Below are 19723 nucleotides of genomic sequence, written 5' to 3'. Positions count from 1 at the left end.
CAGTATGGTGTGCAGCCCGTTTGTGCATCCAACTCCGGACGGAGTGCCGACCCCCTACTTCAGGACTAGACGCCGACTCCCCATCCACGCGGGTCAGCGCCGGCCGCGACGACGTTTGCCACCGAGGTAGTCACCGACCACCGCAGCGCCGAGACCGTCGAGATCAGGGGCCACCACGCGCCCCGACACCCTGCGGGCCATCTGGTCGACGAACTGCACGAGACCCGGGTCGTCGCCGAGCCGGAAGATGCTGACCTGAGCGCCCATCCTGGCCACGTTGTCCAACTCCCGGACGGTTGCTCCGAGGGTCGCCGGATGCGGCGGATAGTAGAAGAACGGCTCACCACCCGGCAGCAGATGAGCGGTCGGCTCGCCGTCGGTGACGATCAGCACCACAGGCTGGGCGTTGGGATGCTTCCGAAAATGCCGTTGCGCCAGCAGCAATGCGTGATGCAGGTTGGTGCCCTGCTGGCGCATGCCGTCCAGGCCGATCAGCTCGCTCATCTCGAGTGTGCGGGCATAGTGCCCGAAGGAGATCAGTTCGAGCTCGTCGGAACGGAACCGGGTGGAGATCAGGTGGTTGAGCGCCATCGCCGTTCGCTTCATCGGCGTCCAGCGATTCTCCAGCCACATCGAGAACGAGGTGTCCACCAGCAGGGCGACCGCGGCCTGGCTCCTCGCCTCGGTCTCGCCGACCTCCACGTCACGGACGTTGATCCTCACTCCGTCGCGGAGCATCCCGTTACCGGCGTGCAGCTTGTCGGGATCTTCGGAAATGGTGCGCAACACGGCATTCGAGACCGTGCGGGTGACGTCCCACGGTTCGGTGTCGCCGAACTCCCATTCACGAGAAGAGCCCGTGGGCTCCCCCGCCTGTCCCGACCGGCGCGTCTGACGATCACCGCCGCGACCCGAGAGCTGCTCTGCCACATCCTTGAAGATCGACTGACCCAGTTGCCGCATCGCTTTCGGCGACAGGCGCAGCTGGCCGTCGCTGCCCTTCTCGAGCAGCCCCTGCTCTTTGAGTGCCTTCTCCAACTCGGACAGGGTCCTGGCGTCGACGGCCGCGTCGGCACCGAGCTGGCGGGCCAGCGCGTCGAGGTCGACGTCATCGAGGTGCGCGCCCGAATACTGCTGTGACAACTGCTCCGACAGCGACTCCAGCTCGGCGAGATCCTGCAGGGCTCCGGCGCCTTCACCCATACCCATGCCCTGGCCGCCCTCGAAGTCCTGGCCTTCGCCCCACCCCATACCCGGACGGGCTTGTTGGAGTTGCGAATCCATCTGCGAGAGCTGGCTCATCAGATCCGGTGACCCGAAAGCCTGTTGCGACAACTGATCGAGCTCGGCGCGCTGCTCATCTGACAAAGAGTTGTAGAACTGCTGCGCGGCAGCGGCACGGGCGGCGAGCGAATCGATCAGCTCGTCGGTGTTCTTAGGATTCTCGGGGAAGAACTCGCCGTGCTTGTCCATGAACTCGCCGAATTGCTCGGTGGTGTCGTCGCCGCGATTATGGGCCGCCAACAGCTCGTTGAGATCCTTGAGCATGTCGGTGATGCGCTGTTTGTCCTCTTCGGTCGCCCCTTCGAGGGCTTCCTTCATGCCGGCGAAGCGCTGGTCGAGCAACTCCCGGCCCAGCAGATCTTTGATCTTGTCGTACTTCTCCTTGGCCTCGGGACTGCGCCAGTCGTAATTGGCGAGGTCCTGCACCGCCTGCGCGGTGGACGTCGGGAGGTTCTGGATCTGCATCTCCGCGAACCGGGCCTCGTCGTCAAGGTCACGCGCGAGTTGCTTGCGTTCGTCGAGTACCGCGTCGTCGAGCAGCTGCCGGATCTCCTCGAAGGTCCCGTTCAGGTTGCGCGACTTCAGGATCTCTTCGCGCCGCTTGTTCACCATCTCGCGGAGCTCGTCGAGGCCCCGCATGTTCTCGCTGCCGCGGCGCAGGTACTCCCGCATCGCAGCCTGTGGTGAACCGCCGGCCATCACGTCGTCACCGATGGCGTCGAGTGCTTCACGCAGATCGACGGGCGGTGCGAGTGGGTCGGGTCCACCGGTGTAGCGCAAATACCGTGCGCGATGAAAATTACTGCGGGCCATGATGTTTCCCGTCGAAAGATCTAGTGGTCTCTAGCCATAAATGGTCTGGCCCTCTTCGTCGGCCTCTTTGCCGATCCGCCGCGCCAGGAACAGCCCCTCGAGGGCGAGCTCCAACGCACTGGCCCGCTCACCCTCGTCGGTGATGTCGAAGCGTTCGGCGATCTTGTTGACCACCGGCTCAGTGCCCTCGGGCATCGAGCTGAGCAGCTGCGACGCCGAGACCCGGTCGCCGGTGACGATCGGTTCGCTGGCCTCGAGTGCGGTGACGAGCGTGGCGAGGTCGACCCCACCGAGGTGCGCTCGGACGGTGTCCGCGGTCGACTTGCGCAGCAGGTGTTCGAGGATCTCGAGTTCGCGACCCTCTTCCCCGGATTCGAACTCGACCTTGCCGCGCAGCACCTCGATCACCGAAGAGAGATCAACGATGCGGGCCACCGGGAACTCCTCGCCGAGAACCGCCGAACGATGCAGCGCTGCAGCCGCGACGGTCTCCGCACCGGCGATGGCGAAGCGCGCAGAGACGCCGGAGCGCTGATCGATTGCCGGGTGATCGCGTACATGCCGGGTGAACCGGGCGATGATCTCGACCAGGAACGTCGGCACGGTTGCCATCAGGTCGGCTTCCTGCTCGATGACCGCGATCTCGTCGTCCAATTCGATCGGATAGTGGGTGCGGATCTCGGCGCCGAAACGGTCCTTGAGCGGGGTGATGATCCGGCCGCGGTTCGTGTAGTCCTCAGGGTTCGCGCTGGCCATCAGGACGACGTCGAGCGGCAGGCGCAGGCTGTAGCCGCGGACCTGGATGTCGCGTTCTTCCATCACGTTGAGCATCGCGACCTGAATCCGCTCGGCAAGATCGGGCAGCTCGTTGATGGCGACGATGCCGCGGTGTGCGCGAGGGATCAGTCCGAAGTGGATGGTCTCGGGGTCGCCGAGACTGCGCCCCTCGGCCACCTTCATCGGATCGACGTCGCCGACGAGGTCGCCTACCGAGGTATCCGGGGTCGCGAGCTTTTCCCTGTACCGCTCACTACGGTGCAACCAGCCGATAGGGAGGTCTTCCTGCAGGTTGGCGGCCTTGCGGATGGACGCCGGGGTGATGGGCTCGAAGGGGTGCTCGGCGAGTTCGGAGCCGTCGATGACGGGCGTCCACTCGTCGAGGAGTCCCGAGATGGTGCGCAATAGCCGGGTCTTGCCCTGGCCGCGTTCACCGAGCATGACGACGTCGTGCCCGGCCAGCAACGCCCGTTCGAGCTGCGGGATGACGGTGGCCTCGAACCCGAGGATCCCGGGCCACGGATCGTCACCTGCACGGAGCTTCGTCAGCAGGTTGTGGCGGATCTCGTCTTTGACGCTGCGCTGCACATGACCGGACGCGCGCAGCTCCCCGAGGGTGCGCGGCGAGGGGTGGGCAGTGGTGATATTCGCGGTGTGGGGTGTGCTCACCCCTTCCACGCTACGAGCACTACCGCAGAAACGCACTCCTTTACGCCTGCAGAGGAACCGTCGGCGCCGCTGCGGGGGTGTCGATCGCCCCGGCGAGCCGATGGGTGAGACTGGATCGATGGAGGAGAACACGGTGGAGGACACGCAGTCGCCCACGGGTGCGCTCGACGGAGTTCGGGTGCTGGAGTTGGGCTCACTCATCGCCGGTCCGTTCGGAGCGCGTCTCATGGGTGACCTGGGTGCCGACGTCATCAAGATCGAGGCACCGGGCAAGCCCGACCCGCTGCGGGGCTGGGGTCAGGCAGAGCGCGACGGACATCGTTTCCTGTGGACCGTCTACGCCCGCAACAAGCGCGCGGTCACGCTGGACCTGCGCAGCGACCGTGGCCGCGAACTGTTCCTTCAACTCGTCGACGCCTCGGACATCATCGTCGAGAACTTCCGGCCGGGGACGCTCGAGAAGCTGGAACTGGGTTACGACACACTCCGCGAACGAAATCGGGGCATCATCCTCGTGCGGGTGTCGGGCTACGGGCAGACCGGACCGGACGCGGGCCGCGCCGGCTACGCCTCGGTCGCCGAAGCCGTCAGCGGACTACGCCACCTCAACGGCTATCCCGATCAACCGCCGCCTCGGCTCGCGCTGTCGCTCGGAGACACGTTGGCGGGCATGTTCGCAGTGCACGGAGCGCTGGCAGCCCTCTACCGGCGCACGATCACCGGGGAAGGTCAGATCGTCGACACCGCGCTGAACGAATCCTGTCTGGCGATCCAGGAATCCACGATTCCCGATTACGACCAGGGCGGCATCGTCCGTGGTCCGTCCGGTACCCGGCTCGCGGGCATCGCGCCCTCGAACATCTATCCCACCGCAGAGGGCCGGATGGTCGTCATCGGGGCCAACCAGGACACCGTCTTCGCCCGGTTGTGCGCGGTGATGGGACAGCCCGAGCTGAGCAGCGACCCCCGATTCGCCACCCACGGCGCGCGCGGCGAGAATCAGGACGAACTCGACGAGCTCATCGCGGCCTGGACCGCCGAACAACCGCACGACGGATTGATCGAGCGGCTCAGCGGTGCCGGAGTCGTTGTCGGGCCGATCAATACCGTCGCCGAGGTGATCAACGATCCTCAGCTGATCGCTCGGGGCATGATCGCAGACCACTTCGACGAACGGATCGGCGAGAACGTGCGCGGCCCCGGGATCGTGCCGCAGTTGACGGGTACCCCTGGCCGGATCCGGAACGCCGGTTCGGCCGCCCCTGGCCAGCACAACTCGGAAGTCTATGGCTCGCTTCTGAACTTGAGCGAGGACGAGCTGGGCACGCTGGCGGAAGACGGGATCATCTGACTCTGCGTCCAGCTACCGGAATGCGAGCCAGATCGCGAGCCCGAAGCCGCTGAACGCGATGGCGGTGCGCAGCACGGAGACCGGTAACCGGGCGACGACGGGTGGTCCGATCCACCCACCCGCGAGGCAGCCGATGCCCATGCTGGCCGCCGCCACCCAGTCGATGGAGAAGAAGAATGCGAACGCCACCGATGCAACGAGATTCGACGCACACAACAGCAGCGACTTGAGCAGCGTCGCCTGGAACATCGTCTGGCCGGTGGCCAGCAACGCCAGGGCCATGAAGATGATTCCGGCCCCGGCGCCGAAGTAGCCGCCGTAGATACCGATGACGAAGACGCCGATCCCGAACACCGTCGGTGCATCGCGGTGGCCCGAGAGCCGCCTGATCAGCGGTTGACACAACACCGCGAGGGCCGCGAACGCAACGAGATACGGCACGAGCGCCTCGAATGTAGTCGCGGGGGTGAGCAGCAGGACCACCGAGCCGACGAGACCACCCGCTGCGGCGGCGCCGAGAAGGAGACCGAGTCTGCGGTCGAAGGTGATCGACGCGCGAGCCTGTGTGGCACTCCCGATACCGACCGGGATCAACGCGACCGTGTTGGTGACGTTGGCCGTGATGGGCGGTAGACCTACGAGCAACAGAGCCGGATAGCTCACGAGTGAGGCGATACCGGTCACGTAACCCACCACGCCGGAGAAGAATCCGGCGACAACGAGGAACGCCACTTCTGCCACAACGCCGAAACCTACCCCACCAGTGGGATGGATGGCTCACCGGCGGTGAGGTGAGCACCAGTTGCGGCACGCCTCGGCGAAACAGCCCGGCGACGAGCTACGTGCGCGGCATGCTGCGTGCAGCGACCTCATCGACGTATCCGTCGTAGAACGGCGCGTAGCCGTCGGTACCGCCGACGAACACATAGACCTCGTCGTCGCCGGTCTCGGAGTAACCCTCGTCCCGTAACGCGACCTTGACGCTCTTGAAGGTGGAGGTGTGCGCCAGTTCTTCGACCACCCGGATGAACAGCGGCGTGGCGTAGCCGGGCAACTGCCGACTGAGGTGGTCGGCCAGTGCTCTGGTATCGAGCGACTCGCCGGTGCCAAGGGTGACCGCCGCCATCCCCGCTCTTCCGTCGGTCCCGGGGATCGCGACACCGAACACCACCGACTGCGCCACCTGGCCGGATCCGTCGAGCACGTTCTCGACCTCCGTGGTGGCGACGTTCTCGCCCTTCCACCGGAAGGTGTCACCGAGCCGGTCGACGAAGGCGATGTGTGAAAACCCCTGCCCGCGAACGAGGTCGCCGGTGTTGAACCAGCGATCCCCGTCTTTGAAAGCATTCGTGACGATCTTCTTCGACGACGCCTCGGGGTCGGTGTACCCGTCGAACGGAACCCGCTCGCTGATCTTGGACACCAGCAGTCCCGCAGCGCCTTTGGGGAGCTCGATCAACCGTCCGTCTCCCCCACGCAGGGGCTCACCGGTATCTGGATCGTAGTCGACGATCGCGAAGGGCAGCGGACAGAACCCGACCGTCTTCCGCGCATTGAACATGTTGATGAAGCCGATGTTCGCTTCGCTGGCCGAGTAGAACTCCACCACCCGCGTGATCCCGAACCGCTGCGTGAACTCATCCCAGATGCCCGGACGTAAACCGTTGCCCACCACCAGGCGAACAGAGTGCTCCCGGTCCGCGGGCGACGGCGGCTGAGCGAGCAGATACCGGCACAGTTCACCGATGTAACAGAATGCGGTCGCCTTGTTGAGGGCGATGTCGTCCCAAAAGGTAGAGGCAGAGAATCGTTTGCCGATGGCCAGGCAGGCACCGCCGGACAGCACGGATGCGAGGGACACTGTCAGCGCGTTGTTGTGATAGAACGGCAGCGATGCGTACATCGTGTCGTCTTCTCTCAAACGTATTCCCACACCGCCGATTCCGGACATCGCAGCGAGCCACCGCGAGTGTGACATCACGCTCGCCTTCGGCATCCCGGTGGTACCCGAGGTGAAGATGTAGAACGCCGTGGTCGAAGCGGGCAGCTGCGCCGTGATCGACGGGTTGCGATCGGACAGGCCGGCTGATTCCTCGTGAAGGTCGAGAAAACTCAGGGTCGTCGCCGGCAACGCATCCTCGGGAACCGAATCGAACGCATCGCAGACGTCGGAGTCGACGAGCAAGATCGTCGCCTTCAGCAACCCGAGACTGTGCGTCAGTACCTCGCCGCGCTGGTTGTAATTGAGCATGCCCGCCGTCGCACCCAGTTTGACGGTGGCAAGCGTGGCGAGCACGATGCCGGGCTTGTTCTGTGAGCAGATCGCGACCACATCACCGGCCCCGACGCCACGGGCAGACAGCAGCGACGCGTACCGGTTGACCGTCCGATTCGCCTCCGCGTACGAGATCGATTCGCCGGCGAACCGCAGGAACGGACGCTCGGCGTGGGCCGCCGCCACCTGCTGGAATCGTTTGCCGATGGTCATCTTCCGCGATCGCCGGTGATCGGCCAGAGCGGGCAGACTTCGCGCGATCGACGGAAGATCGTGTCGCATCTCCGCGATGCCGGAGAGCAGGTCGCGGACCCCTACCGTGTGACCGGATTCCTCACGACCTGCCTCCTCGGCGCCGTGTTCGCCGACCTTGCCCGCTGCTTTGCTGATCACTCTGCGCTCCCCTGTGTCCGGCGACTACCGAGCCCCATCCGCACCGTGGAGCAACCCTAACGCAGAGGAAATGACATCAGGTTCTTTTCAGTTCAATCGACCCTCGGACCGCTATGAGCACCCGTCCACTTGCGGTCACACTGATCGCAAAGGTGTCCCGATCCGCAGCCGGTGGCCAGGATGACTGGCGTACCGCCGCGCCTGGCGTCGGACCACTTGCTGAGAAAGACACCCTCCGTGATCGAAGTAGAAAAGCTCGGGAAGATCTATGGCTCCGGCCCCGCGGCGACCACCGTTCTCGACGACGTGAGCTTCACAGTCGACCCCGGAGAGATCTTCGCCATCGTCGGCCCCAGCGGCGCCGGAAAGAGCACGCTCGCACACTGTTTGAACCTGCTGGAACGGCCGACGTCCGGAAAGGTGGTGGTGAACAACCAGAACCTCACCGAACTCGGCAGCAGCGCATTGCGTGATGCCCGCCGACGTATCGGGACGGTGTTCCAGTCGTCGAGTCTGCTGTCGCGCCGCACGGCGGCCGAGAACGTGGCCCTGCCGCTGGAGTTCTTGGGCGTCACCAAGGTCCAGACCCGGAGCAGGGTGAACGAACTCCTCGATCGGGTCGGTCTCACCGATCGCGCAACCCTGTACCCACATCAACTCTCCGGTGGTCAGCGCCAGCGGGTCGGCATCGCCCGCGCCCTCGCGCTACGCCCATCGGTGTTGTTGTCCGACGAGGCGACGTCCGGGTTGGATCCACAGACCACCGATTCGTTCCTGGAGCTTCTGCGCGAAGTTCGACAGGAACTGGATCTCGCCGTCGTGTTCATCACACACGAGATGGACACCATCGTGAAGGTCGCCGACAGCGTCGGTAGGCTCGATTCTGGTCGCATCGTCGAAAAAGGTTTGCTGGTCGACCTTCTCACCGATTCGACCTCGGTGCTGGGTCGATCGCTGCGGCCTCGCGGGACATCCGCGGACCCCGGGCCCGGCCAGCGGTCCGTCGAGTTGACCTACAATTCCGCGAGCGTACCGGCCGACTGGATCACCCGCATCAGCGCCGAACTGGCCACTCCTGTCGCCGTGCTCGGAGCCGCCGTGCAGGTCGTCGAAGGGGTGTCGATCGGCTCGGTCACGGTATCGATCCCCGACGAGGTGGCTGCGGCATTCATCGACAGTGCCGCCCGCCACGGGCTGGCCGGCTCGGTCACGACACCATCCCAGGTCGAGGTGGCCGCGTGAGTACCACCACACACCTGGCCGCGATCACGGTTCCCACCAACGAGATCCCCGATCTACTGATACCCGCGTTCGTCGACACCCTGACCATGGTGTCCATTGTGATGGTCATCGTGCTGCTCGTCGGAGTGCCTCTGGGTGCAACCATTCACAACCTGGCCCCGGGGGGCCTGTACGAGAACAAGGCCTTGCACTCCCCTCTCTCCTGGGTGATCAGCATCGGACGTTCCCTCCCCTTTCTGGTGCTCATGACGTCCATCATCCCGCTCACCAGGTGGATCACCGGCACGAACATCGGCATCCCGGCCGCCGTGGTTCCGATGTCGCTCGCCGGTGTGGCGTTCTTCACCCGGATCGTGGAGAACTCTCTGCGCTCGGTACCTCCGTCGGTGATCGACGTGGCCCGGGCTTCCGGCGCCTCCAACAGTCAGGTGATCTGGAAGACCCAGATCCCGGAGGCCCTCCCCAACATCGTTGGTGGACTGACGATCAACACGATCGCGATGATCGAGTACTCCGCCATCGCCGGCACGATCGGCGCGGGAGGTCTCGGGTACATCGCCGTCACCTACGGATACCAGCGGTTCGACCACGGCGTCATGATCGCGACCATCGTCACCCTCGTGATCACCGTCGCGCTGATTCAGATCATCGGCGACGCGCTCGTCCGCCATCTGACGCCGGGACAAAGCCTGCGCACCCGCACCCCCGTCTGATCCACGATTTCCGCCGAAATATCCCACAGCTCTGCCATTTTCGTCCACCAGAGGAGAACCATGACCACCACCACACCACGACCCACCGGAGACCCCGGCGGGTTCGACATCAAGTCACGCAGACGTCTGCCCCTGTACATCGCGATCGGGGTGATCGTGGTCGTCGTGCTGGCGTTCGCCGGATGGCGTTTCTGGGGCGGCTCGGACTCCAAGTCTCCCAACGAGACCGCCGGTGCCACCCTCGAGATCGCCACCGCGGAGGGCAATGCCGCCGAAGAGGCCCTGGTGAACTTCATCGCCGAGAAGGTCGCGCCGAACTACGACCTGAAGATCAAGTTCAAGGGCCTCGCCGACAGCGCCACCATCAACAGGGCCGTCAGCGACGGTGAGATCGCGGGCACCATCTACCAGCACAAGCTCTGGCTCGGACAGGTTCTCGAAGCCAACCCCGATTTCAAGGAGGAAGCCGCGACGCCGGTGTTCCGCTGGGGGTTCGGCATCTGGTCCGACAAGTATTCCGATCCCGCCCAGCTACCCGACGGCGCCACCGTGTCGTTGTACTCCGACCCCGCCAACGAGGCCCAGGGCCTCTGGTTGCTCGAGCGTGCCGGCCTCATCGGGTTGAACCCGAACGCCGACAAATGGAAGGCGACACAGAAGGACATCGTCTCCAATCCCAAGAACCTGCAGTTCAAGCTGCTCGACTTCGCAGCCCAGTCGCGAGCCCTGCCTGATCTCGACGCCGCCGTCGGCTACACCGAGTACTACCTCGCCGCCGGAATCGACGTAAACAAGCAGATCTTTGCTCCGCCCGCGCCCGACGAGTTCGCCGGGCAGTTGACCATCGGCAGCAAATGGAAAGACACCGAGAACATCAAGAAGCTCATCCAGGTCTTCAAGGACCCGGCCGTTCAGGAGTACCTGGCGACCGACCCGCAGGTGAAGAACATCTTGCTACCGATCTAGGCCCACCGGAAGTGGTGGCTTATGGCGAGGCCCACCTGGGGTTTTACTCGCCAGAAACCACCACTTTCGGGTTTGGGGGGTCAGTGGGCGAAGTGCCGGGCGCCGGTGAGATACAGGGTGACCCCGGCGTCGTGCGCGGCACCGATGACCTCGTTGTCGCGAATCGAACCACCGGGCTGCACAACGGCTTTCACACCGCCATCGATCAGGACCTGCAGACCGTCGGGGAACGGGAAGAACGCATCGGACGCGCCCACACTGTTCATTGCCCGCTTACCGGCCCTGGTCACGGCCAGGTGTGCCGAGTCGACGCGGTTGACCTGGCCCATGCCCACCCCCACCGACGCCCGGTCGGAGGCGAGCAGAATCGCGTTCGACTTCACAGAACGGCAAGCCCGCCAGGCGAATACGAGGTCGGCGAGGGTGGCGTCGTCTGCCGGGTCACCGGCCACGAGTTGCCAGTTCGCCGGGTCGTCGCCGGCGGCGTCGAGGATGTCGCGTTGCTGCACGAGCAGTCCGCCCGACACCGGCTTGAACTCGACCCCGGCGCGCTGCGGCGGCTGTGCGAGCAGCACCCGGACGTTCTTCTTGCGGGTGAGTACCGACAGGGCGCCGTCCTCGAAGCCCGGCGCAACGATCACCTCGGTGAAGATCTCGGCCACCTGCTCGGCCATCTCGGTACTGACCGGGCGATTGGCGGCGATCACCCCACCGTAGGCACTGACCGGGTCGCAGGCGTGTGCGCTGCGGTGCGCGGCCGCGACGTCGTCGGCCACCGCGATGCCGCAGGGGTTGGCGTGCTTGATGATCGCGACGGCCGGATCGGTGAAGTCGTAGGCGGCACGCCATGCGGCGTCGGCGTCGGTGTAGTTGTTGTAACTCATCTCCTTGCCGTGCAGCTGCTGTGCCTGCGCGAGCCCGGGTGCATCGGAGGTGCTGACGTAGAGCGCCGCGCTCTGGTGCGGGTTCTCGCCGTACCGCAAGACCGACGACCGCTCCCACGTCTTGCCCATCCAGACCGGGAAAGCCGAGGTCGAATTGTCACTGTCCGGCTCGGGAGCAACCACAGACCCCATCCACGACGCGACCGCGGTGTCGTAATCGGCGGTGTGGCGGAAAGCTTTCGCTGCCAATGCTTTACGTTCGTCCAAGGTGAACCCGCCGGCCTCGACGGCAGCGAGCACGGCCTGATAGTCGCCGGAGTCGACGACCACACCCACCGAGGGGTGGTTCTTCGCGGCGCCGCGGACCATCGACGGACCGCCGATGTCGATCTGCTCGACGCACTCGTCCGGGGTTGCACCTGACGCTACGGTCTCGGAGAACGGGTAGAGGTTGACGATGACCAGCTCGAAGGCTGCAACACCCAGCTCCGCGAGCTTCTCGACATGCTCCGGCTTGCGGGTGTCGGCCAGGATTCCGGCGTGGACGGTGGGGTGCAGTGTCTTCACCCGGCCCTCGAGGACCTCGGGGAATCCGGTGAGGTCGGAGACCTCGATCACCGGGACCCCGGCCTCGGCGATCTTCTTCGCCGTCGACCCGGTCGACACGATCTCGACGCCACCGGCGTGCAGTCCCTTCGCCAGCTCAGCGAGCCCGGTCTTGTCGTACACACTTACCAGTGCACGACGAAAGGGCTTGCGCTGCAGGTCATTACTCACGGGATGTAGGCCTTTCGTCCTTCGATGACAACACCTTTGATGGCGATCGAACGCACCACTGCGACAAGCAGCACCCGTTCGACCATCTTGATTCGCTCGTGCAGTGTGATCTCGTCGTCGGCAGGATTCACCGCGACGGGCGCCTGCGCGAGAATTGGTCCGGTATCGACGCCCTCGTCCACCAGGTGGATGGTGGACCCGGTGACTTTGACACCGTGCGCCAAGGCGGCCGGCACCGCGTGAGCACCGGGAAACGACGGCAGCAGCGCAGGGTGCGCATTGATGATGCGGCCACCGAATCGGGCCAGGAAATCGGCGCCGAGGATCTTCATGAAACCTGCGGAGACCACCAGGTCGGGGTGATAGCCGGCGACGGTGTCGGCCAGGGCGCGGTCCCACTCGGCCCGGTCGTCGGTCATCGGCACGACGGTCGTGGCCACTCCGCGGCGCTCTGCCGATTTCAGGGCAGGGCATTCACGATCGGAGACCACGGCCGCCACGGTCGCCGGATACTCGTCGTCTTCGACGGCATCGAGCAGCGCAGAGGCCAACGAACCGGTGCCGGACGCGAGGATCACGACGGTCAGCGATTCGGCAGACGGGATGGCGTCCAGGGCTGGGCTCCTCGAACTCGGGTCGGAGATGAAGTGCCGGTGAGGCAGATTCGAGCCTAATGGCCCCGACTTCAGCGGGTTCGCCGGGTACCGAAGTCGTCGGTGGACACCAGTTCCTCCCCGTCGACAGCGGGCGCGATCGGGGCGGTGCCGGCATCGTCCCAGCCTGCGACATCCTCGACCGAATCCTGCGTCGACCCCTCCCACTCGAGATCGACAACCCAGTCGTCGGCGTCCCAGCCGTCGATGACGGGGGCAGAGTCCACCTCACCGGCGGCGTCGCGGACGTGACCTGCGGTTTGCCGGTATTCGATCTCTGGTTCCGCGGGAGCCGGTGCCACCTCGTCGTGGTCGTCCTCGTCCTCGAACGTGTCGTCCGAGACGTGGTCGTCGTCGAAATGGAGGTTGCCGACCAGGGCGGCCCTCGCACGCCTGGTCCCCGGCAACGCGCTGTACCCGAGCGCCGTCACAGCACCCACCACCGCCACCCAGCCGAAGGTGAACACACCGGCCACGGGAAGGTTCACACCCACGCCGCCCAGCACGCCGAGATCCCCACCGGCGAGCGTCGCCAACACGACGACCAGCAGCGACGACGTCGCGGCGGCGACGGCGACCATTCGGATGTTGCGCAGGAGGGACAGGTCGAGACACAGCCGGGCGACGCCGAAAGACACGATCGCGACGAAGACGAGCAGCAGCGCACTCCAGCGGCCGGCGCCGCCGTCGGGCAACACCGCCAGCACCGGAAGCGGCGGCACCTGTCCGCCGTGCGAGCCGAACAGATCCACCAGGGCGCCGCCTACCTGCACCGGCGCCCCGATCAGCGCGGCCAACGTGCCGATCACGACATTGGGGAGGTAGAGCACCGAGAGCAGGGTCAGGCCGATGGCGCCGATCCAGCCGTTACCGGCCTCGAACAACTCGCCCGCCACGGACCAATTGATCACCAGCCGGACGGCCACGAGCATCGCTGCCACGCTCAGCAGCGCGACCACGGCGATCACACCGCAGCGCACCCCTTTGAGCACCCACGCCGGCAACCCGAGCCGCACCACGATCGTCGACCACCACTTGTATCCGACGCCGATCACCGCGCCGGTCAGGTGGAGAACAAAGGTGCATGCGAACGCCAGGAGCGCATCAGGACTCTGGACGGTCATCACGGTGGATGCGTCCATCAGGACGGCGAGCGAGAGAATTGTCGCCAGCAGTGGCCCACCGACAGCGGACAGCACCACCGCCGTCACCTCGGACTGCGGGCGGTCGATGTCGGTGGCGCGGGCAGTCGCCCGGGCGGTCAACCCGGCCATCACGAAGGTCGGGGCGAGCGGCAGCACGCCGAGTGTCACGTCGCCGACTGTCAGTGGGACCTGATGGATGCCCAGCCACATCGACGCGACGGTGGCCGGAACGCTGCCGAGACCGTCTCCGACGGCGAGCAAGATGATGGCCGCCACGATCGCCAACAGCAGCAGGGTCGCGGCGGTGGTTCCGAATGCCAGCCGGACCAGGGCACGAGCCGAATCCGCCGCACCGGCCTCGGCAGCGCGCCGCGATCGGCGCATCTCCCTCAGACGCGCAGCGAGATTCTCTCCAGAAGGTCTTTCCGCTGTAGAGCTGGCCACCCTTGTCAGGGTGTCATTCGCCCGGCGAACGGCACGTCAGGCGCGCCGGTCGATGCGCAATCGACCACAACGTAACCGCAATCACAGAAGAACGGGCACCGCCGCCCGAGTTTCCTCGGAAGACGGTGCCCGGATGGTGTGTGCGGGTCAGTACCGCATCACTCTGTTCTCAGTGTTCAGGCGACTTGAACTGCGTCGTCTGGTCTCCGTACGGGTTCTGCTCGGCACTGCTGCCCGCGGCAGGGGTCTCGTAGGGATTCGGCGTGCTCGGCTGTGCGCCGTAGCCCGGGGTGCTTGATGCGGACGGGGTACTGGGGCTGCTCGACGGCACAGCGGTCGTGGCGTCGGACGCATTCGAATCCGAAGCCTTGCCCAGACCCACCGCGGGTGAGTCCGGGGTGTTGCTCTGACCGTACGATGCCTGCGCGTACGGATTGCTCTGGGCGGGACTGCTCTGGCCGGGTGCCGCGGCCTGGTGGCCACCACTGTGTTCGGACTGCGCGGACTGCCCCGTCGCAGGCTGGCCGTACGCGGAGCCGTAGCCGCCGGCCTGGCCGTAGCTCGTGCTCTGCTCAGCACCCTGGGTGGGTCCGGTCTGCGGTGTTCCCGTGTTGAGCGATCCCGTGTCGGTGCTCACCGCGGAGCTCGCGGCAGCCGACGGGCCGGTCTTGATGATCCCGGAATCCACCAACAGCCACACCACGGCGACTGCGGCTTGGATGAAGCCGAAGACGAGCAGCAGGATGAACCCGATGGCGGAGTCGCCGAAGATGTCGACGCCGGTGATCAGATGGAACAGCAGGAACAGTGCTGCGACCACGGAGGTGACCGCCACCGCTCCGCTGACCTTGGCCGTCTGGTTCGGCAGCAGTGTCGTCGCGGCGGTCAAGCCGGCGATGGCCAGGGCGACCAGGCCGATGGCCGGGAACCAGCCGAAGTTGTTCGGTGCCTCGTCGCCGTCGAGGGCGGGTGCGAAGCCGAGGAAGAAGTTGATGAGCCCGAGGCCACCGAGTGCGTAGATGAGGTAGGTCCCGAATGCCGCGGGCAGACCCTGGGGCGCGCGGGCGGCGGGCTGGCCATAGCCCTGCTGGCCGTACCCCTGGGCCGGCTGCTGACCATATCCCTGCTGGCCGTAACCCTGCGCGGGCTGCTGACCGTACCCCTGCTGCCCGGCGGACGGCTGCTGACCGTAACCCTGCTGGCCATAGCCCTGCTGACCGTAACCCTGAGCCGGCTGCTCCCCGTATCCCTGCTGTCCGGAAGCGGGCTGCTGGCCGTAGCCCTGCTGCCCCGCGGACGGCTGCTGACCGTAGCCCTGCTGGCCGTATCCCTGGTTGTACGTCTGCCCGCCAGCTTCGGGTTGTCCTGCGCCGGGGTACTGGCCGCCCTGGTAAGGCTGCTGCGAACCGTAGCCGGACCCGCCGGGTTGATAGCTCATGTTCACTCCTGCGTTCGAGGGTGTAGTCCCAATCGATATTCACGGACCTGTTGTTCGTCGGGCACCACGCTAGTACATGCGGCTGTGGCGACAAGGTCCGATTTCGCCGCGACGTGGTCTGTCCACGGTCCTCGTGTCATCTGTCGGAACTACGGTTGGTGGCGTGGACGATGCATGCGACACCGGGTACCGACGCGTGCAGCCGACTGGTCTACGACGAGGTCGGCGGCACCGGGTCCCGATGCCCATCGAGCCATCCGATCACGTGTGCCGGCAGCATGTGAACGATTTGGCGCGCATTGGGCGTAACAGCCACGGGTTTCAGCTCCAGCTGTGTGCGGCGCCGCGCTCGCGGAACCACCCCAGCAGCTCCGGGTCGTCGACCGAGCGGGGATCGACCGCGACGTCGGATCGTCCGGCGAGAATTGCCGTCACCGGGACCTCCAGCTTCTTCCCGGTCCGCGTGTGAGGGATGCCGGGTGCGACGATCACCTCGTCGGGCACGTGTCGCGGTGACAGCCGGGCACGGATCTCCGACCGGATCTCGGCGATCAGCGCGTCGTCCAGGTTCGACCCCGGTGTCAGCGTGACGAACAGCGGCATCCAGTAGGCACCCCCGGGGCCGTCGACGCCGAGCACAAACCCCTCTGCGACCTGGTCGATCCCCTCGACGACCTCATAGATGTCCGCGGATCCCATCCGGATCCCGTTGCGATTCAGGGTCGCGTCGCTCCGTCCATGGATCACGATCGAACCCCGCTCGGTGAGCGTCACCCAGTCCCCATGGCGCCACACACCGGGCCTCGGTCCGTCAGACCACTGATGGTCGAAGTAGGCCGCGCGGTAGCGCTCGCCGTCGGGGTCGTCCCAGAATCCCACCGGCATCGACGGCATCGCGGTGGTGATCACCATCTCGCCCACCTCCCCCACCAGAGGTGTGCCATCCGGACTCCAGCTCTCCAACTCCACCCCGAGGTAGCGGACCGACAGTTCTCCCGCAACAACCGGGATGCCCGGTGATCCGCCCGCGAATGCGGTGACCACATCGGTACCACCACTGATCGACGACACCGGGATTCCCTGCCGCACATGGTCGTCGATCCACACGAACAGGTCTGCAGCCAAGGTCGAACCTGTGCTGCCGATGGTGCGGAGCGCTCCGAGGTCATGATCGGAACCAGGATCGAGGTTCGCCTTGCGAGACGCCTGCAGTTGTCCTGGGCTCGTCCCGAAGTAACTGACCTGCTCCGACTCGACGACCTGCCAGAGCCGATCGGCGTCGGGGTAGAGGGGATGCCCGCTGTAACAGACGATACGGGCCCCGACGAGAAGGCCCGCGACCTGATAGTTCCACATCATCCAGCTCAAGGCGGTCTGCCAGAAGAACACGTCACCGGAGTCCATGTCGCCGTGCAGGCCAACGGCTTTGAGGTGCTCGAGCAGCACACCGCCGTGGCCGTGCATGATGCCCTTGGGTTTACCGGTCGTGCCGGAGCTGAACAGCACCCAGAGCGGATGGTCAAAGGGCACCGGTTCGGTGATCAGGTCTGCCGGCCGGCTCGTCGCCGCGGTGAACTCGGTTGCGGTGGTTGCCGACTCGCCGTCACCGACCCGCACCACGAGCTGACCCGCGAGCGTGGGGAGCATCGCCGCCAACTCGGCACTGTCACCGCGCTTGTCGATCCACTTTCCGCCGTACCGATACCCGTCAGCCCACACCAGCACCGTGGGTTCGAGCTGGGCCAGCCGGCCGGCGGCTCCCTCCGGCGCATAGTCCTGCCCGCAGCCGGAGAACACTGCACCGAGCGAGGCCGTTGCGAGGAACGCGATCACGGCTTCGGGCACGTGCGGCAGATAGGCGACGACCCGGTCACCACGTCCGACACCGAACTCCCGCAGCGTCGCCGCGACCCCCGCCACCTGCGGCGCGACTTCTGACCAGGCGATCTCGGTTCGCCCGCCGTCCTCCGTCAGCCCGACGATGGCAGCACCCGGGAGGTCCGTGTGGGTCAGGATCTGGTCCACATAGTTGAGCGACACTCCCGGGAACCAGCGAGCGCCGGGCATGGCCGGGTCAGCCAGGATGTCCTCGTCGGACTCCCCCAATTCCGTACCGCCGGACGGGGTGATCGCATACCGGTTCCACACGTCGCGCCAGAACTGCTCGGGGTGCTCGATCGACCACTGCCACAACGCCTCATAACCGGTGAGATCGAGGCCGCGCTCGGCGCCGACGCGGGCGGCAAAATCTTCGATCGCGCTTGTCGTCACCCCTCGAGTATGCCGATAGCCTGCTCTCGCATCTGCACTTTCCGGACCTTGCCGGTCACCGTCATCGGAAACTCGTCGACGACGTGCACGTACTTCGGGATCTTGTGCCGGGCCACCTTGCCGTCGGCGAATTCTCGGAGATCTTGGGCCGTGAAGGCGGTGACGCCGTCACGGAGCCTGATCCAGGCCATCAGTTCTTCGCCGTACTTCTCATCCGGGACGCCGATCACCTGGGCGTCGAGGATGTCGGGATGGGTGTAGAGGAACTCCTCGATCTCGCGGGGGTAGATGTTCTCTCCGCCCCGGATGACCATGTCCTTGATCCGTCCGGTGATCTGTACGTATCCATCCGCGTCCATCACCGCGAGATCACCGGTGTGCATCCAGCCGTCGGTGTCGAGTGCCTCCGCGGTCTTGTCCGGCTGGTTCCAGTAACCGACCATCACGCTGTAGCCGCGGGTGCAGAACTCGCCCGTCTCGCCCCGTGGCGCGGTCTCGCCGGTGACCGGATCGACGACCTTGATCTCCAGGTGTGGACCCACCCGGCCGACCGTCCCCACCCGTCGCTCGAAGGTGTCGTCGGCCCGGGTCTGCGTAGAGACCGGCGATGTCTCGGTCATGCCGTAGCAGATCGACACCTCGGACATGTGCATCTTGTTGATGACCTGCCGCATGACCTCGGCCGGACACGGTGAGCCCGCCATGATCCCGGTGCGCAGACTGCTCAGGTCGTAGTCGCCGAAATCGCTCAGCGCGAGTTCGGCGATGAACATCGTCGGCACCCCGTACAGACTCGTACACTTCTCCGCGGCAACAGCTTTGAGCGACAGGGCCGGATCGAATCCCGGCGCCGGGATCACGATTGCCGCACCGTGGGTGGTAGCTGCGAGATTGCCCATCACCATGCCGAAGCAGTGGTAGAACGGCACCGGGATGCAGATACGATCGTCGTCGGTGTAGTTGCAGAGTTCACCGACGAGGTAGCCGTTGTTCAGGATGTTACGGTGGGACAGAGTGGCGCCCTTGGGATTTCCCGTCGTGCCAGAAGTGTATTGGATGTTGATCGGGTCCTCCGGCGACAGAGCGGACGCCGCGGCGTCGAGCTCTGCGAGTTCCGATTCCTCTGGTGTCGAGATGAGTTCGGCCCATTCCGGCGAACCGAGGAGCACCGCAGCCTCGAACTCCGGGCACTTCTCGAGCGCGGTGGCGAGCATTCCGGCGTAATCGGCGCCACGGAATTCGGGAGCCGCGATCACAGTGCGGGCACCGGACTGGTTCAGGGCGAACTCGATCTCGGTCTGCCGGTAGGCCGGGTTCAGGTTGACCAGGATCAATCCGAGTTCGGCGGTGGCGTACTGGGTCAGCACCCATTCCGCGCAGTTCGGGGCCCACAGGCCCACACGATCGCCCGCGACGAGTCCTCTGCGCGCGAGCCCGGCGGCCAGCGCACGAACCTGTTCGCGGAACTCTTCATAGGTCCAACGACGCCCGGTCGGAACGTCCACCAGCGCGTCGTTTCCGGCGAACTTCTCTGCGGTCTGCCGCAGCGACTCCCCGATGGTCACAGTCAGCAGTGGCGGGGTGGCCTCGCCCTCGGTGTACGACAACTCGCTCATCTTCGACGCTCC

14 protein-coding genes are annotated in these 19723 nt (G+C 65.7%); 4 read left to right on the top strand and 10 right to left on the bottom strand.

The window, feature by feature from the left end:
- Window positions 1-93 precede the first annotated feature (93 nt).
- Together BH683_RS24885 and BH683_RS24880 are read right to left on the bottom strand one after the other, a co-directional pair.
- Entirely contained in the window at window positions 94-2097 is a 2004-nt protein-coding gene (locus tag BH683_RS24885; protein WP_084838950.1) for a VWA domain-containing protein, read from the bottom strand.
- A gap of 30 nt (window positions 2098-2127) precedes the next feature.
- On the bottom strand, window positions 2128-3552 hold the full coding sequence (locus BH683_RS24880) for a sigma 54-interacting transcriptional regulator (protein WP_084838949.1): 1425 nt from the start codon (window positions 3550-3552) through the stop codon (window positions 2128-2130).
- Window positions 3553-3661: 109 nt separating this feature from the next.
- On the opposite strand from BH683_RS24880, the gene BH683_RS24875 reads away from it, so the two are divergent.
- Window positions 3662-4894 carry a CoA transferase gene (locus tag BH683_RS24875; protein ID WP_084839009.1) on the top strand — a complete coding sequence of 411 codons (1233 nt, stop codon included), beginning with the start codon at window positions 3662-3664 and terminating at the stop codon, window positions 4892-4894.
- A 12-nt stretch (window positions 4895-4906) separates the two neighbouring features.
- On the opposite strand, the gene BH683_RS24870 is transcribed toward BH683_RS24875, so the two are convergent.
- Window positions 4907-5635 (bottom strand): sulfite exporter TauE/SafE family protein, encoded by a 729-nt coding sequence (locus tag BH683_RS24870; protein WP_084838948.1) that lies wholly within the window; start codon window positions 5633-5635, stop codon window positions 4907-4909.
- A 97-nt stretch (window positions 5636-5732) separates the two neighbouring features.
- Window positions 5733-7562 carry a long-chain-acyl-CoA synthetase gene (locus tag BH683_RS24865; RefSeq protein WP_084838947.1) on the bottom strand — a complete coding sequence of 610 codons (1830 nt, stop codon included), beginning with the start codon at window positions 7560-7562 and terminating at the stop codon, window positions 5733-5735.
- A gap of 237 nt (window positions 7563-7799) precedes the next feature.
- On the opposite strand from BH683_RS24865, the gene BH683_RS24860 reads away from it, so the two are divergent.
- Genes BH683_RS24860 through BH683_RS24850 form a run of 3 tightly spaced genes read left to right on the top strand, consistent with a single transcriptional unit; the run spans window position 7800 to window position 10483 of the window.
- The gene (locus BH683_RS24860) at window positions 7800-8804 is read left to right on the top strand and encodes an ATP-binding cassette domain-containing protein (RefSeq protein WP_084839008.1); all 1005 of its coding nucleotides are present in this window, start codon (window positions 7800-7802) and stop codon (window positions 8802-8804) included.
- On the top strand, window positions 8801-9517 hold the full coding sequence (locus BH683_RS24855; RefSeq protein ID WP_084838946.1) for a methionine ABC transporter permease: 717 nt from the start codon (window positions 8801-8803) through the stop codon (window positions 9515-9517). The genes BH683_RS24860 and BH683_RS24855 overlap by 4 nt, the downstream gene beginning before the upstream one ends.
- Before the next feature lie 60 nt (window positions 9518-9577).
- Entirely contained in the window at window positions 9578-10483 is a 906-nt protein-coding gene (locus tag BH683_RS24850; RefSeq protein ID WP_084838945.1) for a MetQ/NlpA family ABC transporter substrate-binding protein, read from the top strand.
- 80 nt (window positions 10484-10563) lie between these two features.
- Here BH683_RS24850 and purH read toward each other — a convergent pair whose 3' ends face one another.
- The 6 genes from purH to BH683_RS24820 all read right to left on the bottom strand — a co-directional run bounded on the left by purH (window position 10564) and on the right by BH683_RS24820 (window position 19711).
- Complete coding sequence (gene purH, locus BH683_RS24845) at window positions 10564-12144, bottom strand: bifunctional phosphoribosylaminoimidazolecarboxamide formyltransferase/IMP cyclohydrolase (RefSeq protein ID WP_084838944.1); 1581 nt, start codon at window positions 12142-12144, stop codon at window positions 10564-10566.
- Window positions 12141-12731 (bottom strand): phosphoribosylglycinamide formyltransferase, encoded by a 591-nt coding sequence (gene purN / locus BH683_RS24840; protein WP_246833587.1) that lies wholly within the window; start codon window positions 12729-12731, stop codon window positions 12141-12143. The genes purH and purN overlap by 4 nt, the downstream gene beginning before the upstream one ends.
- Window positions 12732-12829: 98 nt before the next feature.
- Window positions 12830-14326, bottom strand: a complete 1497-nt coding sequence (locus tag BH683_RS24835; RefSeq protein ID WP_084838943.1) for a DUF6350 family protein — start codon at window positions 14324-14326, stop codon at window positions 12830-12832.
- A gap of 229 nt (window positions 14327-14555) precedes the next feature.
- A complete protein-coding gene (locus BH683_RS24830; RefSeq protein WP_143696127.1) occupies window positions 14556-15824 on the bottom strand; it encodes a DUF5336 domain-containing protein in 1269 nt (422 codons plus the stop codon).
- A 321-nt stretch (window positions 15825-16145) separates the two neighbouring features.
- On the bottom strand, window positions 16146-18095 hold the full coding sequence (locus BH683_RS24825) for an acetoacetate--CoA ligase (RefSeq protein WP_084838941.1): 1950 nt from the start codon (window positions 18093-18095) through the stop codon (window positions 16146-16148).
- Complete coding sequence (locus tag BH683_RS24820) at window positions 18092-19711, bottom strand: AMP-binding protein (RefSeq protein WP_084838940.1); 1620 nt, start codon at window positions 19709-19711, stop codon at window positions 18092-18094. Before BH683_RS24820 ends, BH683_RS24825 begins: the two co-directional genes overlap by 4 nt.
- Window positions 19712-19723: the final 12 nt, after the last annotated feature.

It is taken from the genome of Williamsia sp. 1138 (genome assembly GCF_002095435.2).
Lineage (GTDB): Bacteria > Actinomycetota > Actinomycetes > Mycobacteriales > Mycobacteriaceae > Williamsia.
This window is presented reverse-complemented; position numbering and strand designations above follow the sequence as displayed.